The 24,863-nt window shown below is 62.6% G+C and carries 25 protein-coding genes; 13 read left to right on the forward strand and 12 right to left on the reverse strand.

The genetic code is table 11. The features are described 5' to 3' along the window. Positions 1-191: 191 nt before the first annotated feature. From AAG793_RS00545 to AAG793_RS00565, 5 genes are all read left to right on the forward strand, one after another. Positions 192-944, forward strand: a complete 753-nt coding sequence (locus AAG793_RS00545) for an ABC transporter permease (RefSeq protein ID WP_341902609.1) — start codon at positions 192-194, stop codon at positions 942-944. Beyond that, positions 941-1,636 carry a phosphate ABC transporter ATP-binding protein gene (locus AAG793_RS00550; RefSeq protein WP_341902612.1) on the forward strand — a complete coding sequence of 232 codons (696 nt, stop codon included), beginning with the start codon at positions 941-943 and terminating at the stop codon, positions 1,634-1,636. Before AAG793_RS00545 ends, AAG793_RS00550 begins: the two co-directional genes overlap by 4 nt. Positions 1,637-1,710: 74 nt before the next feature. Then, the gene (locus AAG793_RS00555; protein WP_341905312.1) at positions 1,711-2,478 is read left to right on the forward strand and encodes an extracellular solute-binding protein; all 768 of its coding nucleotides are present in this window, start codon (positions 1,711-1,713) and stop codon (positions 2,476-2,478) included. After that, complete coding sequence (locus AAG793_RS00560; RefSeq protein WP_341902614.1) at positions 2,475-3,221, forward strand: substrate-binding domain-containing protein; 747 nt, start codon at positions 2,475-2,477, stop codon at positions 3,219-3,221. Before AAG793_RS00555 ends, AAG793_RS00560 begins: the two co-directional genes overlap by 4 nt. Positions 3,222-3,379: 158 nt before the next feature. Continuing rightward, positions 3,380-3,865, forward strand: coding sequence for a copper chaperone PCu(A)C (locus AAG793_RS00565; RefSeq protein WP_341902617.1), 486 nt, complete (start codon positions 3,380-3,382; stop codon positions 3,863-3,865). Positions 3,866-3,909: 44 nt separating this feature from the next. Here the strand turns inward: AAG793_RS00565 and AAG793_RS00570 are convergent, their stop codons facing one another. From AAG793_RS00570 to AAG793_RS00590, 5 genes are all read right to left on the reverse strand, one after another. After that, positions 3,910-5,040, reverse strand: coding sequence for a helix-turn-helix domain-containing protein (locus AAG793_RS00570; RefSeq protein ID WP_341902620.1), 1,131 nt, complete (start codon positions 5,038-5,040; stop codon positions 3,910-3,912). 162 nt (positions 5,041-5,202) lie between these two features. Next, positions 5,203-5,589: a fluoride efflux transporter CrcB gene (gene crcB, locus AAG793_RS00575; protein ID WP_341902623.1), complete on the reverse strand. Its 387-nt coding sequence runs from the start codon at positions 5,587-5,589 to the stop codon at positions 5,203-5,205. A 13-nt stretch (positions 5,590-5,602) separates the two neighbouring features. Beyond that, the gene (locus tag AAG793_RS00580) at positions 5,603-6,904 is read right to left on the reverse strand and encodes a TRAP transporter large permease subunit (RefSeq protein WP_341902626.1); all 1,302 of its coding nucleotides are present in this window, start codon (positions 6,902-6,904) and stop codon (positions 5,603-5,605) included. Continuing rightward, positions 6,897-7,406: a TRAP transporter small permease gene (locus AAG793_RS00585; protein WP_341902628.1), complete on the reverse strand. Its 510-nt coding sequence runs from the start codon at positions 7,404-7,406 to the stop codon at positions 6,897-6,899. Before AAG793_RS00585 ends, AAG793_RS00580 begins: the two co-directional genes overlap by 8 nt. Before the next feature lie 6 nt (positions 7,407-7,412). Further along, the gene (locus tag AAG793_RS00590; RefSeq protein ID WP_341902634.1) at positions 7,413-8,378 is read right to left on the reverse strand and encodes a TRAP transporter substrate-binding protein; all 966 of its coding nucleotides are present in this window, start codon (positions 8,376-8,378) and stop codon (positions 7,413-7,415) included. A 125-nt stretch (positions 8,379-8,503) separates the two neighbouring features. On the opposite strand from AAG793_RS00590, the gene AAG793_RS00595 reads away from it, so the two are divergent. The 8 genes from AAG793_RS00595 to AAG793_RS00630 all read left to right on the forward strand — a co-directional run bounded on the left by AAG793_RS00595 (position 8,504) and on the right by AAG793_RS00630 (position 18,396). Continuing rightward, positions 8,504-9,454 (forward strand): LysR family transcriptional regulator, encoded by a 951-nt coding sequence (locus AAG793_RS00595; protein ID WP_341902636.1) that lies wholly within the window; start codon positions 8,504-8,506, stop codon positions 9,452-9,454. 129 nt (positions 9,455-9,583) lie between these two features. Beyond that, positions 9,584-10,372, forward strand: a complete 789-nt coding sequence (locus AAG793_RS00600; RefSeq protein ID WP_341905313.1) for a putative hydro-lyase — start codon at positions 9,584-9,586, stop codon at positions 10,370-10,372. A gap of 28 nt (positions 10,373-10,400) precedes the next feature. Continuing rightward, the gene (locus AAG793_RS00605; protein WP_341902639.1) at positions 10,401-11,369 is read left to right on the forward strand and encodes a TRAP transporter substrate-binding protein; all 969 of its coding nucleotides are present in this window, start codon (positions 10,401-10,403) and stop codon (positions 11,367-11,369) included. A gap of 92 nt (positions 11,370-11,461) precedes the next feature. Beyond that, complete coding sequence (locus tag AAG793_RS00610) at positions 11,462-11,971, forward strand: TRAP transporter small permease (protein ID WP_341902641.1); 510 nt, start codon at positions 11,462-11,464, stop codon at positions 11,969-11,971. Positions 11,972-11,986: 15 nt separating this feature from the next. Beyond that, on the forward strand, positions 11,987-13,285 hold the full coding sequence (locus AAG793_RS00615; protein ID WP_341902644.1) for a TRAP transporter large permease subunit: 1,299 nt from the start codon (positions 11,987-11,989) through the stop codon (positions 13,283-13,285). A gap of 42 nt (positions 13,286-13,327) precedes the next feature. Continuing rightward, a complete protein-coding gene (locus AAG793_RS00620) occupies positions 13,328-14,308 on the forward strand; it encodes a TRAP transporter substrate-binding protein (RefSeq protein WP_341902647.1) in 981 nt (326 codons plus the stop codon). A gap of 42 nt (positions 14,309-14,350) precedes the next feature. Beyond that, the gene (locus AAG793_RS00625) at positions 14,351-18,004 is read left to right on the forward strand and encodes a hydantoinase B/oxoprolinase family protein (RefSeq protein WP_341902649.1); all 3,654 of its coding nucleotides are present in this window, start codon (positions 14,351-14,353) and stop codon (positions 18,002-18,004) included. Positions 18,005-18,021: 17 nt separating this feature from the next. After that, positions 18,022-18,396, forward strand: coding sequence for a hypothetical protein (locus AAG793_RS00630; RefSeq protein ID WP_341902652.1), 375 nt, complete (start codon positions 18,022-18,024; stop codon positions 18,394-18,396). 108 nt (positions 18,397-18,504) lie between these two features. Here AAG793_RS00630 and AAG793_RS00635 read toward each other — a convergent pair whose 3' ends face one another. From AAG793_RS00635 to rpsA, 7 genes are all read right to left on the reverse strand, one after another. Next, positions 18,505-18,846 (reverse strand): helix-hairpin-helix domain-containing protein, encoded by a 342-nt coding sequence (locus AAG793_RS00635; protein ID WP_341902655.1) that lies wholly within the window; start codon positions 18,844-18,846, stop codon positions 18,505-18,507. A gap of 139 nt (positions 18,847-18,985) precedes the next feature. After that, complete coding sequence (gene rfaD / locus AAG793_RS00640) at positions 18,986-19,990, reverse strand: ADP-glyceromanno-heptose 6-epimerase (RefSeq protein WP_341902658.1); 1,005 nt, start codon at positions 19,988-19,990, stop codon at positions 18,986-18,988. 27 nt (positions 19,991-20,017) lie between these two features. Next, positions 20,018-20,965, reverse strand: a complete 948-nt coding sequence (gene rfaE1, locus AAG793_RS00645; protein ID WP_341902661.1) for a D-glycero-beta-D-manno-heptose-7-phosphate kinase — start codon at positions 20,963-20,965, stop codon at positions 20,018-20,020. A 187-nt stretch (positions 20,966-21,152) separates the two neighbouring features. Next, entirely contained in the window at positions 21,153-22,298 is a 1,146-nt protein-coding gene (lapB, locus tag AAG793_RS00650) for a lipopolysaccharide assembly protein LapB (protein ID WP_341902663.1), read from the reverse strand. Next, positions 22,288-22,569 carry a LapA family protein gene (locus AAG793_RS00655; RefSeq protein ID WP_341905316.1) on the reverse strand — a complete coding sequence of 94 codons (282 nt, stop codon included), beginning with the start codon at positions 22,567-22,569 and terminating at the stop codon, positions 22,288-22,290. Before AAG793_RS00655 ends, lapB begins: the two co-directional genes overlap by 11 nt. Positions 22,570-22,641: 72 nt before the next feature. Next, complete coding sequence (locus AAG793_RS00660; RefSeq protein ID WP_341902665.1) at positions 22,642-22,956, reverse strand: integration host factor subunit beta; 315 nt, start codon at positions 22,954-22,956, stop codon at positions 22,642-22,644. A gap of 63 nt (positions 22,957-23,019) precedes the next feature. After that, positions 23,020-24,705, reverse strand: a complete 1,686-nt coding sequence (gene rpsA / locus AAG793_RS00665) for a 30S ribosomal protein S1 (protein WP_341902668.1) — start codon at positions 24,703-24,705, stop codon at positions 23,020-23,022. Between the last annotated feature and the right edge of the window lie 158 nt (positions 24,706-24,863).

Consider the following 24,863-nt stretch of genomic DNA (forward strand, 5'->3'; position numbering starts at 1 on the left):
TTGCCGATTGAACCGATGCAGGCAGGCTGCAGCCTATGCAAATCGATTCATAGCGATCAATCCCGATGACGGGCGAAGGCCATCGGCCTACGCTACATTCCGCGCAGCTTAAAAAATCAAGGCGGCTTTCACCACCCGGCATCAGTCGCGTGAGATCTCGCTGACCGACCCGACCCGTCACTCCATCTCCTGTGAACACCTTCTCCGAAAGCATTGCGACCGCCGCCCAGTTGATCCTGTCCTTCGACCCGGTGCTGGGCGCCATTGCACTGCGGTCCCTGGCGGTCAGCGCCGTGGCGTGTGTGATCGCGTGCAGTCTGGGCCTGCTGCTGGGCGCGTGGCTGGGCGTGGCGAGATTCCGGGGGCGTGGTCTGGTGCTGGCCCTGCTCAACACCGCGCTGGCCCTGCCTTCGGTGGTGGTCGGGCTGGTGGTCTACCTGCTGCTGTCGCGCAGCGGGCCGCTCGGGTTCTTGGGTTGGCTTTTTTCGTTCAAGGCCATGGTGTTGGCGCAGGCGGTCCTCGTTTTGCCCGTGGTGACTGCCCTGGTGCGGCAATTGATTGAGGACGCTGATCGCCTGCACGGTGAGCAGCTTCGCTCACTCGGCGCTGGTCGCCTCACACGCAGCCTGCTGCTTCTGTGGGACGAGCGTTACGCCTTACTTACCGTCCTGATCGCTGCGTTTGGTCGCGCCATTTCCGAGGTGGGTGCGGTGATGATTGTGGGCGGCAACATCGACGGCTTTACCCGTGTGATGACCACCGCCATCGCGCTGGAAACCAGCAAGGGTGACCTGCCGCTGGCGCTGGCGCTGGGCATGGTGCTGCTGGCCATCGTGCTGCTGCTCAATCTGGCGATTGCCCTGATCCGGCGCTGGCGGGAGCGGCGCGACGGGCCCTCCGCCGACGTGGCTGCGGGGCTGACTGCCCAGGGGGCGACCTCGTGACCGCGCTGTTTGATCTGCAGGACGTGAGCGTGCAGCTCGGGCACATCACCGCGCTGCACGGTCTTCGCCTGTCCATCACGCGCGGCGAACGCGTTGCGCTGGTGGGTGCCAACGGCAGCGGCAAAAGCACGCTGCTGCGAACCCTGCACGGGCTGGTGCCGCCTTCCAGCGGCCGACTTCTGTGCGGCGCCAGCCAGCCGGTGCGGCAGGCAATGCTGTTCCAGCGGCCCCACATGCTGCGCGCCAGTGTGCAGAACAACGTGGCTTTGGGGCTGTGGTTGCGCGGCGCCGGGTGGCGACAGGCGCGCGTGCGGGCGCTGGAGGCCCTGGAGCGCGTGGGGCTGCGAGCGCTGGCCGGACGCAATGCGCGGGCGCTGTCCGGCGGCCAGCAGCAGCGCGTGGCACTGGCCCGCGCCTGGGCCCTGCAGCCCGAGGTGTTGTTGCTGGACGAGCCCACCGCCAGTCTTGACCCGAGTGCCAAGCGCGAGGTCGAACGGCTGATGGCGGAGTTTGCGGCCACCGGCATGACCCTGATTTTCGCCAGTCACAACCTCGGGCAGGTCAAGCGTCTGGCCACACGCGTGATCTGTCTGGAGCACGGAGCGCTGGTGGCGGATTTGCCCACAGATGATTTTTTCAACGGGCCACTGACGCCCACCGCAGATAACTTTCTTAAAGGAGACCTTGTATGAACCGTACCACCTTGATCTCATCGCTGTCTGCGATCGCACGATCGCTGGCCGCTACCGGTATCGCCACGCTTGCGATGGCTGCGACGGTGAGCTTTGCACAAGCGCCGTCGATGGTGATGGCGTCCACCACCTCCACCGAGCAGTCGGGCCTGTTCACCTACCTGTTGCCCGAGTTCAAGAAAGTCACTGGCATCGACGTCAAGGTGGTGGCTGTCGGCACCGGTCAGGCGATTGACATGGGGCGTCGGGGTGATGCCGACATCCTGTTTGTGCACGACCAGGTGGCAGAGGAGAAAGTGGTGGCCGAGGGCTTTGCCATCAAACGTTTTCCGGTCATGTACAACGATTTCGTGCTGGTCGGTCCGGCAAGCGACCCTGCGAAGACCCGCGGCAAGGACATCACGGAGGCACTGAAGAAGCTCAATGCCACCAATGCCAACTTTGTCTCCCGCGGTGACAAGAGCGGCACGCACGCAGCCGAGCTGCGCTACTGGAAGGCCGCCGGTGTGGATGCGCCCGCGTTCGCCGGTTACAAGGCATGCGGCTGCGGCATGGGGCCTGCACTGAACATTGCCGCCAGCACCGGCGGCTACGCGTTGACCGACCGAGGTACCTGGCTGTCGTTCAAGAACCGTGCGGACCTGGCAGTGCTGGTCGAAGGCGACGTGAAGCTCTTCAACCAGTACGGCGTGATGGTGGTGAATCCGGCCAAGCATCCGCAAGTCAAGGCCGATCTGGCGCAGAAGTTTGTCGACTGGATCATTTCACCCGCTGGCCAGGCAGTGATTGCCGGCTACAAGATCAACGGCGAGCAACTCTTCTTCGCCAACGCCAAGCCGTGATCGGGCAGCGGCCGCCAACACTCAAGGTGTATGCGGCCGGCAGTCTTCGCGGGCCACTGACCGAAATTGCAGCGTCTTATGCCGCTGAAACAGGCGAACGACCGCAGCTGACCTTCGGCGCATCAGGTCTGCTGCGCGAGCGCATCGAAAAGGGCGAGACGGCGCATGTGTTCGCTTCGGCCGACACACAGCATCCCAGGACATTGGCCTCTGCCATGGGCGACTGGAACATGCCCCGTGTTGTTGTGCGCAACAGTTTGTGTGCCCTGGTGGGACCGTCGGTGGAGGTCACGACCGAAACGCTGCTCGTCCGCATGCTGGATCCATCGGTCAAATTGGGTACGTCAACGCCCGGTGCGGACCCGTCGGGCGACTATGCGTGGGAACTCTTCCGAAAGGCAGAGCGGCTGCACAGCGGCGCTTACGCCGTCCTGGATGCGAAGGCACTGAAACTGACCGGGTCGGCAGGCACCCCCGCGCCACCGGCGGGACGAAGCACCTATGCTTGGAACATGGACGCGGGCCGCGCGGACATCTTTCTCACCTACTGCACCAACGCCTTTGCTGCGTGCTGCGAGTCGCCACAGCTGCGGGTGGCAGAGGTGCCTGCAGCCCTGCAGGTCAGTGCGGCCTACGGCGTGATCTCGCGGCAGGGGCATGAAGGCGCACATCGGTTTGAGCGCCATCTTCTGTCCGCTCAGGCGCAGCAGGTTTTTCTGCGTTTCGGGTTTGCTGCACCCTGAACGCTTCTGCGAGCGTGCTGGAGGGCTGTTTCTATAATCCGGGTCTTCGGAACGCGCTGGCAGACCACTGCTGGTGTGTACGGTTTTCCGTGTTTTCCTCCGGTTTTCAAGCCGCCAACCTGCCGGGTGCATCCCCAAGAGATGCCCTCTCGACTTTCATGACACTCAAACTCCTTCCATCCGTTCGCACGCTTGTTTCCTGCGCCACTTTCCTGCTGGGGTGTGCTGCAACACATGCGCAGACCACAGCCGCCGTCGATGTGAGCCAGGCATGGGTGCGTGCGACCGGCCCCGGCCAGATGGCCACCGGCGGCTTCATGCACCTCACTGCCAGAACGACCTTGCAACTGGTTGCTGTCTCTACGCCTGCTGCTGGCGTGGCCGAGGTGCATGAGATGAAGATGGAAGGCGACATCATGAAGATGCGCGCGGTGAAAGCGCTGGAGCTGCCTGCCGGCAAGACCGTGGAGCTCAAGCCCGGCGGTTACCACCTGATGCTGATGGACCTGAAGCAGCCGTTTGCCAAAGGCAGCACCGTGCCGGTGACTCTGCACTTCCGCGATACCAAAGGGGTGGCAAGCCACCTGGACCTGAAAGTGGCCGTGGGCTCTGCAGCGCCTGCAGGCGCCGCTCACAAGCACTGAAACTAGCACTGAACATCGCCAGAGGTTCCCTCTGGTCTGCGCAGTCAGCCCGCGCGCCGCTTGGCCGGGTTGAGGCGCCGGTACACCGTGGCGCGGCTCACCCCCAGCGCGCGCGCCGCTTGCACCACATTGCCCCGGGCGTCGTCCACGGCCTTGCGGATCAACGCTGTCTCCAGCTCTTTCAAGGGCTGGGCGGGCAGCGCAGGCTGCGGCAGGCGCGCCGCCAGCGTGGGTGCGGTTTGCCCCGGCAGCAGCGGCAGTGCCTGCAGGCGCAGACCGCTCCACAGCGGCACCTCGACGACGCGCGCAGACACCTGGCTGCGTCGCGCCGCATCAAACAGCATTTCAAACGGCAGGGCAAACAGCTCGCTGCAATGGGGCATGCGCGTGCTGAAGGCAGCCAGCGATGGCAGCAGCTCACGCGCGATCTGGTTGGCCCCGGTGATGCAGCCATCGGCATCCAGACACAGCAGGCCGTCGGATTCATCGCCCAGGGTGCGGCCCGGCCAGCTCAAGCGCACCATCAGCGCGTGCGGCTGGCCCAGCAGCAGCGCGTTCTCGATGCTGCGGGCCGACTGGCTGACAAGGTGCTTGAGCTCGGGCCGCTCCGCCACCTCAATGCCGGTCAGGTCCAGCATGCCCATGCACCGACCATCGGGCGCGAACAGTGGTGCGCCGGCGCAGCTGTAGTCGGAGGTGGCCTCGAAAAAATGTTCGCCGCGATGTAGCCACACCGGCTGCAGCTCGGTGAGTGCAGCGCCAATCGCGGTGGTGCCCACTTCCTGCTCCGAGAGATCGGTGCCGATGCGCGTCAGCAGGTCGGCCCGGCGGTCGCTGCGGTCGATGGGGCCGTTCACATCAATCACCACACCGCGGTGGTTGGTCAGGATGGCGAAGTAGCGGGTGTCTTCAATGGCCCGGCCCAGTCGCTGCAGCACGGGGCGAGCGGCTTGCACGAGCTGGTGGTTTTCCTCCAGCGTACGGCGCAACAGCGGCACCGAGACCTGGTTGAAGACGGGTGCGCGGTCTGGCCGGTGGCCTTGCGAGAGGCAGCGTTGCCAGGAGCGTTCAATCCAGCCGTCTACGCTGGCGGAAAGGGCATGCGCAGGACGATCACCGTAGAGCAGCGTCTGCCTGGCCTGTCCGATCTGTGCCAGCCGGTTGTGGGCAAGCATCGGGGCCGCAGATGAGCTCTGCGCCGAAGCGGCGAGGGAAGACGGGGAGGACAGAGGAGAGGACTGCTGCGCCATGCGTCATTGTGGCCATTTCCGGGCTGGGCTGCTGCCCTTGCTTTTTGCCTGAGCGGCCCAGTGCGGCAAGTTGGCGCCCGGCACCCCTCAGCGCGCGCCTTGCGCCATGACAAAGAGCGCGGTTTTCAGGCCGGCCACGGTCATCAGCAGCGACCCTGCCACATGCAGCAGCGCGGTCAATGCCGCGAGGCCGTAGCGCTCCTCGGTCAGGTAAATCACCACCTCGGCAGAAAACGAGGAGAAGGTGGTCAGCCCGCCGAGAAAACCTGTGACCAGCAGCAGGCGCCAGACCGGGTCGATTTGCGGCATGGACTGGAACACACCCAGGCAGATGCCGATCAGGTAGCCGCCCACCAGGTTGGCGACCAGCGTGCCCCAGGGAATGAGGCCGCCCGGCGTGAGCCACAGGCTCAACCCCCAGCGGGCTAGGGCACCGATGCTGGCGCCGATGCAGATGGCAATGACCTGAGGCATGTTGCGCTGGCGCCTACTTCATCATTTGCTGCGGCAGCCAGGTCACGATGCCGGGGAAGATGTAGATGAGTGCGATCGCCACACACATCAGGAAAAACATCGGCAGCGTGACCTTGGCAATCCACGTCAGTTCGCGGCCCGTCATGCCTTGCAGCACAAACAGGTTGAAGCCTACCGGCGGTGTGATCTGCGCCATCTCGACCACCAGCACCACGAAAATGCCAAACCAGATCGGGTCGATGCCAGCCTTGGCCACCGTGGGCATGATGACGCCCATGGTCAGCACCACCATCGAGATGCCGTCGAGAAAGCAGCCGAGGATGATGTAGAACACCGCCAGCGCCATGATCAGCTGCGCCTGGCTCAGGCCCAGCGAAGCAATCCATTCGGCGAGGTGCCGCGGCAGACCGATGTAGCCCATGCTCAGGGTCAGGAAGGCCGCGCCAGCAAGGATCAGCGCGATCATGCAGTAGAGGCGGGTGGCGCCCATCAGCGAGTCCCTGAAGGTGGCCCAGCTCATCGAACCCTGCACCGCGGAGATCACGAGCGAGCCCACCACGCCCACGGCGGCGGCTTCGGTGGCGGTGGCGATGCCGCTATAAATGGAGCCCAGCACCGCGGTGATCAGCAGCACCACCGGGATCAGGCTGCGCGACTCGGCCAGCTTCTCCATGAAGGTGAAGCTGCGGTCGGCCGCCGGTACCTTGCCCGGGTTGGCCAGGGCCCACGCGGCGATGTAGCCGGAGAACAGTACCGCCAGCAGCAGGCCGGGCAGCACCCCCGCGATGAACAGGCGGGAGATCGACACCTCGGCCGTCACGCCGTAAACAATCATGATGATGGATGGCGGAATCAGAAGGCCCAGCGTGCTGGCCCCCGCGAGCGTTCCGATCACCATGTTCTCGGGGTATCCACGTCGGGCCAGTTCGGGCAGGGTCATCTTGCCGATGGTGGCGCAGGTGGCCGCACTGGAGCCGGACACCGCTGCAAAAATGGTGCAGCCCACCACGTTGGTGTGCAGCAACCGGCCCGGCAGACTTTGCACCCACGGCGCCAGGCCCTTGAACATGTCGTTGCTCAGCCGGGTGCGGAACAGGATTTCACCCATCCATACAAAGAGGGGCAGGGCGGTCAGCGTCCAGCTGCTGGCCGAGCCCCAGATGGTGACGGCCATCGCGTCGCCCGCCGGGCGCGAGCTGAATAATTGCATACCGATCCACGCCACGCCCGACAGCGTGAGCCCGATCCACACGCCGCTGCCCAGAATCAGGAACAACGACAGGACCAGCAGGCCGGTGATGGCGAGGTCACTCATTGCGCAGGGCCTCGGCAGGGTTCTGAAGCGCGCGGCGGCCGCGGATTTCAAGTACCAGCTCGTCAATGAACGCGATCGCCAGCACCACTGTGCCCAGGGCCATCGCGATCTGCGGGATCCACAGCGGCGTGGCGTCACTGGCCGTGGAAATGTCGTGGAAGGTGTACGACTGCCAGGACAGCCGTACGCTGTAAAACGCAAACAGCAGGGCCAGCAGCGTCGCGGCACCGAGCGCCCAGATTTCAATGCCCCGCTTCCATCGACCCTTGAGCATGTTGATCACCAGCGTGACGCGGATGTGTTCCCCGCGCTTGAGCGTGTGCGCCAGCGCGAGAAAGCCGCTGGCTGCCATGAAGTAGCCCGCATACGCGTCGGTGCCGGGCACATGAAACTGGAACTGCCGGCTGATGATGGACAGCAGCACCATCGCCAGCAGGCCCACCATGAAAAGCGCCGCCAGTGCGGCGGCGCTGAGGTAGATCGCGTCGAGAAAGCGGCGCATCCGGGCTTACTTGCGGAAAGCGTCCACCAGTTGCTGGCCCTCGGGCCCCGCCTTGTCCAGCCATTCCTTGAGCATGGTGTCACCGACCTTTTTCATGTCGGCCTTGAGGGCAGCCGACGGCGGGAGGATCTGCATGCCATTGGCCTTGAGTTTGTCGAGGGAGTCGTTGTTGGCCTTTTTGCTGGCGGCGAGGCCGCGCACCTCGGCATCTGCTGCCGCCTTGAGCAGCGCGTCCTGCGTGGGCTTGTCGAGTGCGTCAAACGCCTTCTTGTTCACGATGACGGCGTTCTTGGGCAGCCAGGCCTGGGTGTCGTACCAGTACTTGATGTGCTCATAGGTCTTGGTGTCAAAACCGGTGGAACCGGACGACATGTAGCTTTCGATCACGCCGGTGGCCATGGCTTGCGACAGTTCTGCCGCCTGCACGGTGACCGGCTGCGCGCCAACCAGTTCCGCGATGCGTGCGGTGGCCGGGCTGTAGGCGCGCCACTTCATGCCTTTCAGGTCAGCGGCAGAGGCCAGGGGCCGCTTGGCATAGATGCCCTGCGGAGGCCATGGCACGGCATACAGTGCCATCATGCCGTCGGCGGCGAGCTTCTTGTCGAGCATCGGCTTTTGCACCTTCCAGAGCTTGAGGGCATCGTCGTAGCTGTCGGCGAGGAAGGGAATGCCGTCCGCGCCAAAAATCTGCCATTCGTTCTGGAAGTTGACCAGCAGCATTTCGCCAATCTGGGCCTGGCCACCCTGCACGGCGCGCTTGATCTCCGGCGCCTTGAACAGCGCGGCGTTGGGGTGCACCGTGATTTTGAGTTTGCCGCCGGTGGCCTTGTCCACATCGTTGGCAAACTGCACGAGGTTTTCACTGTGAAAATTGGTGGCCGGATAGGCGGCAGGCAAATCCCATTTGGTCTGGGCGAACGCACTGGCGGTGAGCAGCAGGGCTGCGCCGCCGAGAATCAGTTTGAATTTCATGGTGACTCCTGGAAAATGGTCAAGACAGATCACATCCCCATGGTAGACGCAAAAGCTGCGCCAACTCAACGGGCCTATCCCGAAAATCAGGGTCCCCCTGCAAGCCGACCGGCAGAAAGTACCCCATGAACCTGCGCTTTGTTGAAGCCTTCTACTGGGTGGCTTCCCTCAAGAGCATCTCCCGGGCTGCCGACAAGCTCTACCTGACGCAGTCTGCCATGTCCAGCCGCATCGCGACCCTGGAAGAGGAACTGGGCGTGCTGCTGCTGGACCGGCGCGACAAGCAGTTCAAGCTGACGGGCGCCGGCGTGCGCTTTCTGATGTACGCCGAGAAACTGTTGGAGCTGCAGCGCGAGGTCAAGGCGGAAATGGGCTCGGGCGAGGCGATGGCGGTGTCCATGCGCATCGGCGCCATCGAGTCGGTGCTTCACTCGTGGTTGATTCCGTGGCTGGAGAGCCTGCGTACCGAGCACCCCGGTCTGGAGCTGGAACTGACGGTGGAAACCACCCCGATTCTGGTGGACCAGATCCAGCGCGGTACGCTGGACCTCGTCTTTGCCGTGCTGCCGGCCTCAGCTGACGGTGTGCGCAACCAGGCGCTTCCGACCATGGACATGGTGTTTGTCGGGAATCCACAGCTTCACACCAAACGCAGTTACAAACTTTCCGAGCTGGCCAGCATGGAACTGCTGACCTTCCAGAAAGGCTCGCAGCCACATGTGACCCTGCTGGACCTGTTTCGCCAGCACCAGATGGAACCCAAAAAGGTGCATGCGATCTCGTCGATTTCGGCCATGGTGCAGCTGGTGCAGGGCGGCTTTGGCGTCGCGCTGCTGCCGCGCGCTGCGGTGGAGCGGCTCACCGGATTTGCACCGCTTCGCCCCCTGTCGTGCGACGTGAAACTGCAGTCCCTGCCCATCCACGCCAGCTACCGCACAGACCCCGCCACCAAGACGGTGGAGACGGTGGTTCGCTCGGCCATGAGGTTCGCGCAGCAGCAGGGCCATGCACCAAAACGGCGGCCTTCAAAAGCCATTTCGGGTAAACCTGTAACATCGAAAAAATCGATGATGTAAGCGAAATATTTTGAATTTGCCGACGGCTGGAGTCGCTCCCACAATTCGCCCATCGTCATCACGGTGACATACGAAGCAGGGGAATTTCTGGTGAGCCTTCCGACTGAAACATCTGCCGAAACGGCTTTCATGGGTGGCGACATCGCTCGCGCCACGCATGTTCGCCAGGTGATCCGGCAGGGGCGCTGGACCCGCCACACCAGCGGTCTGGCCAGCCAGCATGTGCAGGGCAATGTGGTGATTCTCCCTTCGTCGGATGCGGGCGACTTCCTGCTCTACTGCCAGCGCAACCCCAAGGCCTGCCCGGTGCTGGCCGTCTCCAATGCAGGAGAAGCGGCGCTGCCCACCCTCGGTCATGACATCGACATCCGCACTGATCTGCCGCGCTACCGCGTATGGCACCACGGCGCGGTGGTTGACGAACCCACAGACATCACAGCGCTCTGGCGCGACGATCTCGTCACCTTCGTGATTGGCTGTTCGTTCTCGTTCGAGCAGGCGCTGATGGAGGCCGGCGTGCCCCTGCGGCACATTGACCAGGGCAAGAACGTGGCGATGTACCGCACGGGCATTGCCACCGAGTCAGCCGGTATCTATGGCGGGCCGATGGTGGTCTCGATGCGCCCCATGAAGGCGGCTGCCGCGATACGCGCCGTGCAGATCACCTCCCGCTTCCCGAATGTGCACGGTGCGCCGGTTCACATCGGCGATCCGGCACTGATTGGAATCAAAGACATTGGCGCGCCTGACTACGGAGACGCGGTCGAGGTGCTGCCCGATGAAGTACCTGTGTTCTGGGCCTGCGGCGTGACGCCGCAAGCGGCGCTGATGCAGGCTCGACCCGCGTTCTGCATCACACATGCCCCCGGGGCCATGCTGATCACGGACCTGCTCAACCATGAACTTGCCAGTTCCTGATTTTTTCCCTTCCACCAAGGAGTCATTCATGAAGTCATTTATTTTTGGAGTGGTCGTTGCCTGCGCAGGTGCCGCCCAGGCACAGACGCCCGTCAAGTGGGACTTGCCCACCGGCTACAGCGCCAACAGCTTCCAGACCCAGAACGTGCAGCAGTTCGCCACCGAGGTGGATCAGCTCACTGGCGGCAAACTCAAGATCACGCTGCACCCGGGCGGCTCCCTCTACAAGGCCAACGAGATCAAGCGAGCGGTGCAGACCGGCCAGGTGCCATCGGCCGAATTCATCCTCTCGGGTGCTGCGAACGAGAATCCGCTTTTCGGCGTGGACTCGATCCCGTTTCTCGCCACCAGCTACAGCGACGCCAGACGTCTGTACCAGGCGGCCAAACCGGCGCAGGACAAACTGCTTGCGTCTCAGGGCATGAAGTTGCTGTTCACCGTGCCATGGCCCGGCCAGTCGCTGTACTCACTCAAGCCGGTCAACACGCCAGCCGACTTTGCGGGCACCAAGATGCGTGCCTACAACCCGGCCACCACACGCATCGCGCAGCTGCTGAAAGCGCAACCGGTGACCATCCAGCTGGCTGAGTTGGGCCAGGCGCTGGCCACCGGTGGCGTGCAGAACTTTCTGACGTCGAGCGCCAGCGGTGTGGAAAGCAAGCTGCACGAGCAGGTGAAGTACTTCTACCCCGTCAGTGCCTGGCTGCCACGCAACGCCACCGTGGTGAACCAGAAGGCGTTTGACGCGCTCGACAAGCCCACCCAGGAGGCGGTGCTCAAGGCCGCCGCGGCCGCCGAAGCACGCGGCTGGGCCACCAGTGAGAAGCTGGATGGCGAGTACATCAAGGAACTGGGCGCCAAGGGCATGACCATTGCTGCACCGTCGGATGCCATCAAGAAAACCCTGGCCGACATTGGTGACACCATGACCGCCGAATGGCTCAAGACGGCTGGTGCCGAAGGCCAGGCCGTGATCGACGCTTACCGCAAGCCGTAAGCGGCCTCCCCCGGCGGGAAGCGCCCTTTGCCTTCCCTCTCTGCTTCCCGCCAGTTTCCTTCTCCCTCTTTTTTCCGAACCAGGAGCGTACGGTGGCCAAACTCGCCCTCAATTTCTACAAACTGCTGATGGCGCTGTCGTGTGTGGCCATGGTGGCCGCCTTTGGCACCGTCCTGCTCGGGGTGATCGCCCGTGAAGTGCAGTGGGACATCGGTGGGCTGGACGCCTACGCGGGCTATGCGATTGCCGCGGCGCTGTTCCTCGCGCTGCCCGCCACGCTCAAGCATGGCGATCACATCCGCGTGACCTTGCTGCTGGACCGCGTACCTGCACGGCTGCGCGGTGCGCTGGAGTGGTGGTGTCTGGCCGTGGCGTTCAGCCTGTCGCTCTACATCGCCTGGTACGCCCTGCGATTGGTCTGGGTGTCGTACACAACGCACGACATCTCGCCAGCGGCAGATGCCTCCCCGCTGTGGATTCCACAGATCAGCATGGCGCTGGGCTGCATCGGCTTTGCCCTGTCGTTTGGCCACGCGCTTGTCGAGCGCTGGCGCGGTGGCAGCTTCATTGCCGCCTCTGCCGAAGCCTCCCACGTCGAATAAGAACAGGACACCATCATGGACGTCGTGATTGCATTTGCCCTGATCGTGCTGCTGTTTGCAGTGCTGGGCTCGGGGCTGTGGATTGGCCTGTCGCTGCTGGCGGTGGCACTGATTGGCATGGAGCTGTTCACCAGCCGGCCGGTGGGCGACAGCATGATGCTGACCATCTGGGGCTCCACCTCCAGCTGGACGCTGACCGCCTTGCCGCTGTTCCTGTGGATGGGGGAAATCCTGTTTCGCAGCAAGCTGTCGGAAGACATGTTCAAGGGCCTCGCCCCTTGGCTCAATCGCCTGCCTGGGCGCCTGCTGCACACCAACGTGGTGGGGTGCACCATCTTCGCGGCCATCTCCGGCTCCAGCGCCGCCACCTGCGCCACCATAGGCAAGATCACCCTGCCCGAGCTCAAGAAACGCGGCTATCCGGACGACATCTCCATCGGCACCCTTGCAGGGGCGGGCACGCTGGGCCTCTTGATTCCACCCTCGATCATCATGATCGTTTACGGGGTGGCAGCGAATGTATCGATTGCCAAGCTGTTTCTGGCGGGCGTGATTCCCGGGCTGCTGCTGGCCGCCTTGTTCATGGGCTACATCATGGTTTGGGCCCTATTCAACAAGGACAAGGTGCCCGCCGCCGATGCCGCCATGAGCTTCGGGCAAAAGATTCACGCCTCACGTCATCTGATTCCCGTGGTGTCGCTGATTGTGGTGGTGCTGGGCGGCATCTACAGTGGGATCGCCACGGCCACAGAAGCTGCTGCGCTCGGGGTGGCGGGTGCCCTCGTGCTGGCGAAGATCGAAGGCTCACTGAACTGGGCGCGTTTCAGAGAGGGGCTGGTGGCGGCCTGCCGCGTCTACTGCATGATTGGCCTCATCCTCGCAGGCGCCGCCTTTCTCACGCTGGCCATGGGCTTCATCGGCCTGCCGCGGCACCTGGCCGAGTTCATCGGTGCGCTGCAGCTGTCGCCCTTCGCGCTCATGCTGCTGCTGATCGTTTTCTTCATCATTCTGGGCTGCTTTCTCGATGGCATCTCCATGGTGGTGCTGACCATTGCGGTGCTGCTGCCCACGGTGGAGGCTGCAGGCTTTGACCTGATCTGGTTCGGTATCTTCATCGTTCTGGTGGTCGAGATGGCGCAGATCACGCCGCCGGTCGGCTTCAACCTGTTCGTGTTGCAGGGCCTCACCAAGCGCGAGGTGACCTGGATCGCACGCACCGCCATGCCGCTGTTCTTCCTCATGATCGCGGCCGTGATCGCGACCTACTTTTTCCCCGACGTGGTTCTGTGGCTGCCACGCCAGATGCAGGGTTGAGTCAGCTGTCAGCCACTTCACACCTTCTGCAAGGAGTTCACCATGAAGCACCTGTTGATTACCGCACTCGCGTCTTTTGTGTCGCTTGCGGCGGTACCGGTTACGCATGCCCAGACCAGCTGGAAACTGGCGACAGGCTACCGCGCCGAGTCGTTTCACACCCAGAACATCGCCCAGTTCGCACGGGACGTGGAGCAGGTGTCAGCCGGGGCGCTGCGCATCGAGCTTCATCCCAACAACACCCTGGTGAAGCTGGCCGACATTCGGCAGGCGGTGGAAGAGGGCAAGGTGCAGGCCGGTGAAACCATCATGACCAGTATGGTCAAGGAGATTCCGCTGGCAGGTGCCGACTCGATTCCCTTTGTGGTCGCGTCTTACAAGGATGCCCAGCGGCTGTGGAAGCTGCAGCGCCCAGGCATCGAGAAGCACTTTGCCGCGCGAGGCCTGACGCTTCTCTACACCGTGCCGTGGCCACCGCAAGGCCTGCATTCGAGCAAACCGATTCGCAGCATCGGCGATTTTCGCGGCACCCAGATGCGCACCTACAACCAGACCACGCAGCGGATTGCCGAATTGCTGGGCGCCAAGCCGGTGGATGTGCCCATGGTCGATGTGGGCAAGGCGCTCGCTGATGGCCGCATGGACAACATGATCACCTCGGCCCTCACGGGAGTCGAAAACAAGGTCTGGGGCGCCATCAAGCACTACTATGAGATCAATGCCTGGTTTCCCAAAAACGCGGTGTTTGTCAGTACCAAGGCGTTTGATTCACTCAAGCCACCAGTGCGTGCGGCCGTGCTCAAGGCCGCCAGCGAGGCCGAGACGCGTGGCTGGGCTGCCAGCCAGGCGCTGGCTACCAGTGCCACCGAGGAGCTGCGTCAGAACGGTATCAAGATTGAGCGCATTCCAGCTGATCTGGAGCATGAGATCAAGCGCATGGGCGAACGCTTTTCACGAGAGTGGGTACGATCTGTGGGTAACGAGGCCAACAGTATTTTTGTACCGTACTACGTCATGCCCTGACAGGGCACACACCAGAAATTTTTCATCAACAGTCTCCAATCAATGACTTCACAAGACATCAAACCTGCTGCGACCAACGGCGTGACGGGCAGTGGCCGCTGGCAATTCTGGATTGACCGTGGCGGCACGTTCACCGACATCGTGGCCAAGAAACCTGACGGCTCGCTCGTCACGCACAAGCTGCTGTCCGAGAACCCGGAGCAGTACCGCGACGCGGCAGTGGCGGGCATCCGACATCTGCTGGGCCTGAAGGTGGGCGAGCCCATCCGCGCCGATGTGGTGGACTGCGTGAAGATGGGCACCACGGTGGCCACCAATGCGCTGCTGGAGCGCAAGGGCGAGCCGACGCTGCTGGTTACCACGCGGGGCTTTCGCGATGCGCTGCGCATTGCTTACCAGAACCGTCCCCGGCTGTTCGACCGGAACATCGTGTTGCCCGAGTTGCTCTACAGCGCGGTGATCGAGGCGCAGGAGCGTGTGGGCGCGCAGGGCGAAGTGCTGCAGGCGCTGGACGAAGCGCTGCTGCAAAGGGAACTGGAGGCGCATTACCAGAAGGGCCTGCGCAGCGTAGCGGTGGTGTTCATGCACGGCTACCGCTATAGCGACCACGAAAAAGCCGCCAAACGCATTGCTGCTGCGGTGGGCTTCACGCAGGTCAGCACCTCGCATGAAACCAGCCCAATGATGAAGTTTGTCAGCCGTGGCGACACGACTGTGGTGGACGCCTACCTGTCGCCGATTCTGCGGCGCTATGTGGACCAGGTGGCCAGCGAGATGCCCGGTGTGCGCCTGTTCTTCATGCAGTCGTCTGGCGGGCTGACGGATGCGCATGTGTTCCAGGGCAAGGACGCCATCCTGAGCGGTCCCGCAGGGGGCATTGTGGGCATGGCGCGTACGGCGGCGATTGCCGGGCACACCAAGGTGATTGGTTTTGACATGGGCGGGACGTCCACCGATGTGTCGCACTACGCCGGTGAATTTGAGCGCGAGTTCGAGACGCAGGTTGCAGGCGTGCGCATGCGCGCGCCCATGATGAGCATTCACACTGTGGCGGCAGGCGGTGGCTCCATCCTCAAGTTCGACGGCGAGCGTTTTCGCGTTGGCCCGCAAAGCGCTGGTGCCAACCCCGGGCCGGCAAGCTACCGGCGGGGAGGGCGGCTGGCGGTGACCGATGCCAACGTCATGGTCGGCAAGATCCAGCCACGCTACTTTCCCAAGGTGTTCGGTCCCAATGCCGATGAGCCACTCAGTTTTGAGGCGGTGCAGGCCCAGTTCAATGACCTGGCGGGGCAGACCGGGCGCAGCGCTGAGGTGGTGGCTGAAGGCTTCATCAATATCGCCGTACAGCAGATGGCCAATGCCATCAAGAAGATTTCGGTGGCGCGCGGCTATGACGTGACGCGCTATACGCTGCAGTGCTTTGGTGGCGCTGGTGGCCAGCACGCCTGCCTGGTGGCTGATGCGCTGGGCATGACCCGCGTGTTCGTGCATCCGCTGGCCGGTGTGCTCAGTGCCTACGGCATGGGCCTGGCCGACCAGAACGTGATCCGCGAGCAGGCGGTGGAAGTCAAGCTCAGCAGCGCAGCCTTGGATGAAATCTCCGACAAGCTGCACGCGCTGGCGGCTGCCGCGCGGAGCGAATTGCAGCGCCAGCAGGTGAGCAAGGGGGGCATCACGATTCACCACCGCGTGCATGTGCGCTATGAGGGCAGCGATTCGGCACTCGTGGTGCCCTTCGGTACGCTGGACCAGATCGAGGCGGGTTTTGAAGACGCGTACCGCCGCCGCTTTGCGTTCCTGATGCAGGGCAAGGGGCTGGTGGTCGAGGCGGTGTCGGTCGAGGCCGTGGTGGCAGGCGATGCACCTGCCGAGCCACGCCATCCCACGCACGAGCCGCGCGAGGTGCCGCGTCGCGAGACGGTGCGCATGTACTCCGGCGGCCAGTGGCACGACGCCGCCCTGGTGGTGCGCGAAGACCTGCAACCGGGCGACATCATTTCCGGCCCGGCCATCATTGCCGAGAAAAATGCCACCACCGTGGTGGAGCCTGGCTGGGAGGCGGCACTCACCGCACTCGACCATCTGGTGCTGGACAGGCGCGCCGAGCGTGCGGTGACGTTTGCTGCCGGGACATCTGTAGACCCGGTGTTGCTGGAGGTCTTCAACAACCTCTTCATGAACATCGCCGAGCAGATGGGTCTGCAGCTGCAGAACACCGCCTATTCCGTCAACATCAAGGAGCGGCTCGACTTCAGCTGTGCGCTGTTCGACACCCAGGGCAACCTGATTGCCAACGCGCCGCACATGCCAGTGCATCTGGGCTCCATGGGCGAAAGCATCAAGACGGTGATTCGAGAGAACGCAGGGAAGATGCAGCCGGGTGACGTGTATGTGCTCAATGACCCGTACCACGGTGGCACGCATTTGCCGGACATCACCGTCATCACCCCGGTGTATCTGGGCACAGCGGGCGAGCCGACGTTCTATGTGGGTTCTCGCGGCCACCACGCCGACATTGGTGGCACCACGCCGGGCTCCATGCCGCCGTTTTCGACGCTGATCGAAGAAGAGGGCGTGCAGATCAACAACGTCAAGCTGGTGGAGCGCGGCGTGCTGCGCGAGGCCGAGATGGTGGCGTTGCTCAAGAGCGGCAAGTACCCCAGCCGCAATCCGCAGCAGAACATGGCCGACCTGAAGGCACAGATTGCCGCCAACGAGAAGGGCGTGCAGGAACTGCGCAAGATGGTGGAGCAGTTCAGTCTGGAGGTGGTGCTGGCCTACATGCGCCATGTGCAGGACAACGCCGAGGAATCCGTGCGGCGGGTGATCACCCGCCTGAAGGATGGTCAGTTCACACTGCCACTGGACAACGGCGCGCAGATCCAGGTGGCGATACGCGTCAACAGTGCTGCGCGCAGCGCCGAGATTGACTTCACCGGCACCTCGCCGCAGCAGACCAACAACTTCAACGCGCCGACGGCTGTCTGCATGGCGGCGGTGCTCTATGTTTTCCGTACGCTGGTGGATGACGACATCCCGCTCAATGCGGGTTGCCTCAAGCCGCTGAAGGTGATCATCCCGCCCGGGTCCATGCTCAACCCGAACCCACCCGCTTCGGTGGTGGCGGGCAATGTGGAAACCTCGACCTGCATCACCAATGCGCTTTACGGTGCGCTGGGTGTGATGGCAGCCAGCCAGTGCACGATGAACAACTTCACTTTCGGCAATGCCCGCCATCAGTATTACGAAACGATTTCCGGTGGCTCGGGCGCCGGTGGCAAGCTGGACGAGACAGGCAAGCTGGTGTCGGGCTTTGATGGCACCTCGGTGGTTCAGACCCACATGACGAACTCCCGGCTTACCGACCCGGAGGTGCTGGAGTTTCGGTTTCCGGTGCGTCTGGAGAGCTATGAGATTCGCCAGAACTCCGGCGGTGCCGGTCGCTGGCACGGTGGCAATGGCGGGGTGCGGCGTGTGCGCTTCCTGGAAGCCATGACCGCCAGCATCCTGTCCAATGGCCGCAAGCACGGTGCCTTCGGTATGGCGGGCGGTCAGCCCGGCGAGGTGGGGAAAAACCGGGTCGTCCGCGCCGATGGCCGCGTGGAAACGCTGGACCACATCGGCCAGGCAGACATGCAGCCCGGTGATGTGTTTGAAATTCACACGCCGGGCGGTGGGGGGTTTGGTCCGGCCTGAGTCACAGGAGTTCCGCGATGGAAAAAAGCTCACGTCTTCAGCGGTGGTTTGGCACGGTCCCTCCTGCGGAAGAAGCTGCCGGGAGCCGTGCCCCCAGTGCTATCGATACGTCGCTGGCAGAGGCCAGGCGGGCGTTGCTGGAGGCGGTGGCCCCCTGCACCGAACACCACAGGATCAGAGCGAGCTGGCAAATTACACAGGCCTCGTCTGCGATGGAGCTCTGGCTGCTGCGGGCCGATCTTTTTGACTATCTCGCCCAGGATGTGGGGGAGATGCAGGCGGCCCAGCGCATCGCACTGGTGTTGCCTTGTTTCCATGGTCTTGTCCCTGCTGCTTCGGTCTCGCTTCGCCAGACGATCCGACATCGCAGCCGGGCTACGGGTCTGCGCTGACAGCACTGGGTGACACCGGTTGCTTAGTCGCTTGCTGGCCAGGCCCGCTGCAAACAGCAGCTACAAAAAACCCGCCATCAGGCGGGTTTCCCGAGACATTGCTGTCGCTTATTTTTTCACGGTGCTTGCAGTGGGCTTGATCGCCTCGGACTTGATGTCTTTCTTGGCGGGGCTGGGTGCTGAGCCTTTGTAGCTGGCCCCACCGACCGTCAGACCCTCAGCCGAGAATTTGGCGGCATTGCCGTCGCCGATGCCTTTGACGCGTTCGATGAAGTCGCCCCAGTCCTTGAAGTTGCCTTTCTTGCGCTCATCGAGGATCTTGCCGGACATCGTCGGACCAATGCCCTTGATGCCATCCAGCTCAGCCGGCGTGGCCTTGTTGACATCGACCGCCGCAAACGCCATCGCGGCAGACATGGCCACTGCGAACACCATCATTTTTTTGAACATGAAATTCCTCCCTGATTTGATGTGTGAAACAGACTTGCGGAAGGTGCCCGAGGGCTGTCCTTCCGCTCACACAATGTAGGGGGTGTTATGGCCTTGGCTGCTGTGAATATTCACGAAGCCAATGCGTTGACCAGGAGGCTCAAGCGCTGGTGAGCAGTGAAGCCATGTAGGCCGCCACGCCCGCCTGCACATTCGCGAAGGCGTGATCGCATCCGGCAGCGCGCAGGTGGCTGAGGTCGGCCTGGGTATAGCTCTGGTACTTGCCGACCAGCGCAGCGGGGAAGTCGATGTAATCAATCAGCCCGCCGCGTACCGCGTCTTCCAGGCTCAATGCACTGCCACCATCGACCGCGCGGAGTGTGTTGACGACCGTCAGTGCCACATCATTGAAGGGCTGCGCGTGACCGGTACCGAGATTGAAAATCCCTGATGCTTCCGGGTGGTCGAGAAACCACAGGTTGACCGCGACCACGTCATCGATGAACACAAAATCACGCATTTGCCCGCCAGCGTCATAACCGCCGTACGCGCCGAACAGCTTGACCTTGCCTTCCTTTCGGAACTGGTTGAACTGGTGAAAGGCAACGCTGGCCATGCGCCCCTTGTGCTGCTCGCGGGGGCCATAGACATTGAAGTAACGAAAGCCTGCAACCTGCGTCTGGGCGTTCTCGAAACGCGGTCCCAGTTCGCGGCGCATGCGCTGGTCGAACAGCAGCTTGGAGTAGCCGTAGACGTTCAGTGGTTTCTCGAATTCGGGCGATTCCCGGAAGGTGTCGGAGCCACCATAGGTGGCTGCCGACGAGGCATAGAGCAGACGCGTGCCTTGTGCCTGGCAGGACTCGAACAACTCGCACGACAGGGTGTAGTTGTTGTCCATCATGTACTTGCCATCGGTCTCCATGGTGTCGCTGCAGGCACCTTCATGAAATACCGCTTCAACTTCGCCAAAAGCCCCTTCCGCGAAAAGATCGTAGAAGTCATCGGCGTCCACATAGTCGGCAATCTGCAGATCGGCTAGATTGCGGAATTTGTCGCCTTCCTTCAGGTCATCGACGGCAATGATGTCGTCAATGCCACGGGCATTCAGCCCCCTGACGAGGTTGCTGCCAATAAAGCCTGCGGCGCCGGTCACAACGATTTTCATGAGAAGTCCTTCAACTTGTGCTGCGATTCAGTGCGCGGCAAACAGTTCGTCGTAGCTCACGGTGGCTGTACCAAACTTGCCCACCACAATGCCGCCTGCGCGATTGGCAATCGGTACCGCCTCACGCAGCGTCATGCCGGTGGCAGCCATGGCGGCCAGCGTGGCAATTACCGTGTCGCCAGCGCCCGTGACATCAAACACCTCGCGGGCCACGGCTGGCACGTGCAGTTCACCTTCGGCATCAAACAGGGTCATGCCTTCCTCGCTGCGGGTCAGCAGCAGGGCTTCAAGGTTCAGCGCGGTGCGCAGGTTATGGGCTTTGGTGCGCAAATCAGACTCACTGGACCACGAGCCGATGACGTGTTCCAGTTCGGCCCGGTTGGGCGTGATCACGGTGGCGTTCCGGTAGCGCTCGTAGTCATCGCCCTTGGGGTCGATCAGCACTACCTTGCCAGCCTTGCGGGCGGCGGCAATCATCAGCACGATGTGCGCAAGGCCGCCCTTGCCGTAGTCGGAGAACAGCACCGCGTTGTGCGCGGGATACAACTGCTCGAAGGTGGCAGATTGCGAGGCCAGCACTTCGTTTTCAGGGGTGTTCTCGAAGTCCAGCCGCAGCAGTTGCTGCTGCCTGCCGATGACGCGAAGCTTCACCGTGGTCTTGAGCCGTGCATCGCGACCGAACGAGGGCGTGATACCAGACGCTGCCACCAGTGCTTCAAGGTGGTGACTGGCATCGTCGTCACCGACCACACTCAGCAGCGAGGCGCGCGCGCCGACGGTGACGATGTTGTAAGCCACATTGGCCGCACCGCCCATGCGCTCTTCCTCACGCGTGATCCGCACCACAGGCACTGGCGCCTCTGGCGAAATGCGATCCACCGCACCGTACCAGTAGCGGTCCAGCATCACATCGCCCACCACCAGCACACGGGCTTTGGCAAGGTGTTCAGGGGAAGGTGTTGAAACAGTTGTCATTCGCGTGATTTTCTTCAATTCAGTGGACGCCGCGGAACCGGCTTAGCCGGGCCGCAGGCGTCGCCCCTTGCAAGGGGCTGAGAGACGCGGCTCCAAGCCAGCAAGTGCTGGCTTGGACGTCTCGAAGGGGAAGGCCTCTGGCCGCACCACGGAAGTCTTACACGCAGTGAGCATCCGACGGGGGTGTTCATAGCTCTTCTATCCGGCGCGCAGGATAACTGTCCCACGCCTGGCAGCCCGGGCAGTGCCAGAAATGCTGGGTCGCCTCGAAGCCGCAGGCGGCGCAGCGGTAGCGCATCAAGGGCTTGGTGGCCTGGTCCAGCGCGCGTTGGACCAGTACGTGCTGATGCTCGTCATCCCGTCTGTCTCCGGCAATCCATTTGCTGGCCGCCACCAGTGACTGCTGGTTCTCAAGATGCCGCATGTACCACTGCCGGGCGGATGAAGGATCGCTTTCCAGTTTGACAATCGCCTCCACCAGGTCGATGCAGGGCATTTGTGCGTAGCTGCCCTTGAGCGATGCGAGAGCAGCCTGCTGCTCGCCACTGGCCTGGGCCACGTTGGCCATCAGACCTGCGGCAAGCGGCAGTCCCTGGGGCGCGGTTTTCTCCAGTCTGAAAAGCGTCTGCAGGGCATCGTGTGCCTTGCCGATCTGGTGCTGCAGCTTGGCCATGTCCAGCAGGGGACGTGGTGAGGCGGGCGCCATGTCGGCTGCGCGCTGCAGGGCTTCCATCGCACCATTGGTGTCACCGGCGGCGGCCATCGTGCCGGCCTGCTCACACAGGTAATGCGCCTGGCGATTGCCGAAACTCCCGTGATTGGCGCTGTCCAGCCGGGCTGCAATGTCGGTGGCATTGACCCAGTCCCGGGAGCGCTCGTAAATCGAGAGCAGGGCCAGTCTGGCCTCTTCTTCAAACGGTGTGCCTTCCAGCTTACGCAGAGCGGTTTCTGCGCGGTCCAGCAAGCCCGCCTTCAGGTAGTCGAGGGCAATCGCATGCTGTGCCCGGTCGCGCTCGGGCTGGGTCAGGTCGCCGCGGGACATCAGGTGTTCGTGAACCCGCACGGCGCGCTCGTATTCGCCGCGGCGGCGAAACAGGTTGCCCAGTGCGAAGTGCAGCTCCGATGTGTCCGGGTCGTTCTGCACGGCCTCGATGAAGGCATCGATGGCCTGGTCCTGCTGCTCGTTGAGCAGGAAGTTCAGGCCCTTGAAGTAGGCCTTGGGGGCCTGGCGGTTCTCGATGCGGAGCTGGCGCAGGTCGATGCGTGAGGCAAGCCAGCCCAGGGTAAAGGCAACTGGAAAGCCGAGCAGAACCCAGGTGAAATCAAATTCCATGGTGAAGTGTGGACGGATCGTCGGTGACGGATTGTGCGTGGCCCGGCGAATGGTCGCGGGCTGCCTGCCGTTTTTTCCACCACCGGGGCATCATGACCAGCACACCAAGCGCCAGACCACAGGCAAACGCTGCCAGCACGACCAGAACCAAGGGCGCCTGCCACAAGGTGCCGAAGAAGAAGTACACCGACACCGTCTGCTGGTTATTCAGCGCAAACGCGAACAAGGTAAAAAAAATGGCTGCCTTGAGCAGCCACATGAGGTATTTCATTGGGTCATCCCCCGGTTGCTCTGGCATTGTAGCCAGCGCAGGGGTCAAGCCAGTCTGACATCCAGCCGGAGATCACTCCGGTTTGGAGGCAGACAACAGCACCTGTGTGCGTGCATCCACGGCCTCGCGCAATGCCTTGCCGGGCTTGAAATGCGGCACCCGTTTTTCGGGAATGGCCACGCTCTCGCCGGAGCGGGGATTGCGTCCCATCCGGGGCGGCCTACGGTTGATCGAGAAACTGCCGAACCCCCTGATTTCAATCCTGTGGCCGCGCACGAGTGCGTCGCTCATGGCATCAAGAATGGTCTTGACGGCATATTCGGCGTCGCGGTGCGTCAGCTGGCTGAAACGGGCGGCCAGTTCTTCGACAAGATCGCTGCGGGTCATGGCGTGAAGGGAGTCTGAATGAAGGAAACCGCCCGGAGGCGGCTTCCGTTCATCGGTACCCGATTACTTCTCTGCGTTGTCCATCTTGGCGCGCAGCAGTGCGCCCAAGTTGGTCAGACCGGCGTTGTCGCGCGAGGACTGCTGGCTCAGGTTGGCCATGGCCTCCTGCTGGTCCGCGTTGTCCTTGGCCTTGACCGACAGCTGGATATTGCGGGTCTTGCGATCCACGTTCACCACGACTGCGGACACTTCGTCGCCTTCTTTCAGCACGTTGCGCGCGTCTTCAACGCGGTCACGGCTGATTTCGCTGGCACGCAGGTAGCCAATGATGTCTTCGCCCAGATCGATCTCGGCGCCTTTGGCGTCAACCGTCTTGACCTTGCCGGTCACAATCGCGCCCTTGTCGTTGATCGACACGAACGTGGTGAACGGATCGGAATCCAACTGCTTGATGCCCAGCGAGATGCGCTCGCGGTCAACGTCAACAGCCAGCACGATCGCTTCGACTTCCTGACCCTTTTTGTAGTTGCGAACAGCGGCTTCGCCGGGTTCGTTCCACGACAGGTCAGACAGGTGCACGAGGCCGTCGATGCCGGCAGCCAAGCCCACAAAGACGCCGAAGTCGGTGATTGACTTGATCGGGCCCTTGACGCGGTCGCCGCGCTTGGTGTCCTGTGCAAACTCTTGCCATGGGTTGGCCTTGCACTGCTTCATGCCCAGGCTGATGCGGCGCTTGTCTTCGTCGATCTCGAGGACCATGACTTCGACTTCGTCGCCCAGCGCCACGAGCTTACTCGGGGCCACGTTCTTGTTGGTCCAGTCCATTTCGGACACGTGGACCAGGCCTTCGATGCCGGGTTCGAGTTCCACAAACGCGCCGTAGTCGGCGATGTTGGTGATCTTGCCGAACAGGCGGGTGCCCTGTGGGTAGCGGCGGTTCACGCCCATCCACGGGTCGTCGCCCATCTGCTTCAGACCCAGCGAGACACGGTTTTTCTCGGTGTCGAACTTCAGGATCTTGGCCACGATTTCCTGGCCAGCCGTCACCACTTCGCTTGGGTGACGCACGCGGCGCCATGCCATGTCGGTGATGTGCAGCAGGCCGTCGATGCCGCCGAGGTCAACGAATGCGCCGTACTCGGTGATGTTCTTGACCACGCCCTTGACGGCAGTGCCTTCTTTGAGGGTTTCCATCAGCTTGGCGCGCTCTTCGCCCATGCTGGCTTCCACCACGGCGCGGCGGCTCAGCACCACGTTGTTGCGCTTGCGGTCGAGCTTGATGACCTTGAATTCCATGGTCTTGTTCTCGTACGGAGACAAGTCCTTGATGGGGCGGGTGTCGATGAGCGAACCGGGCAGGAAGGCGCGGATGCCGTTGACGAGGACGGTCAGGCCGCCCTTGACCTTGCCGCTGGTCTGGCCGGTGACGAATTCGCCGGATTCCAGGGCTTTTTCCAGGCTCATCCACGAAGCCAGGCGCTTGGCCTTGTCGCGGGACAGCAGGGTGTCGCCATAACCGTTTTCGACGGAGTCGATGGCCACGGAGACAAAGTCGCCGACCTGGACTTCGAGTTCGCCCTGGTCGTTCTTGAATTCTTCGAGGGGGACATAAGCCTCGGATTTGAGTCCGGCGTTCACAACCACATGGTTGTGATCGATGCGCACCACTTCGGCGGTGATGACTTCGCCGGTACGCATTTCAGAGCGTTGCAGCGATTCGTTGAACAGGTCGGCAAAAGATTCAGACATGATTTTCCTCATCCACAAATCAGGGTTCCAGCCGCACCATTGCTGCTGTTTTTAGATCTGCTTGCGGCGGTTTTTTGCAGTCAGCCAAAGGGCGTGACCGCGGGGGTTACGTTAATGAACCTGTTGACCGAAGCACTGGCGTGCCCACAAATGAATGT

Source organism: Polaromonas sp. YR568 (genome assembly GCF_943372955.1).
In the GTDB taxonomy this organism is placed as follows: Bacteria; Pseudomonadota; Gammaproteobacteria; order Burkholderiales; family Burkholderiaceae_C; genus Polaromonas.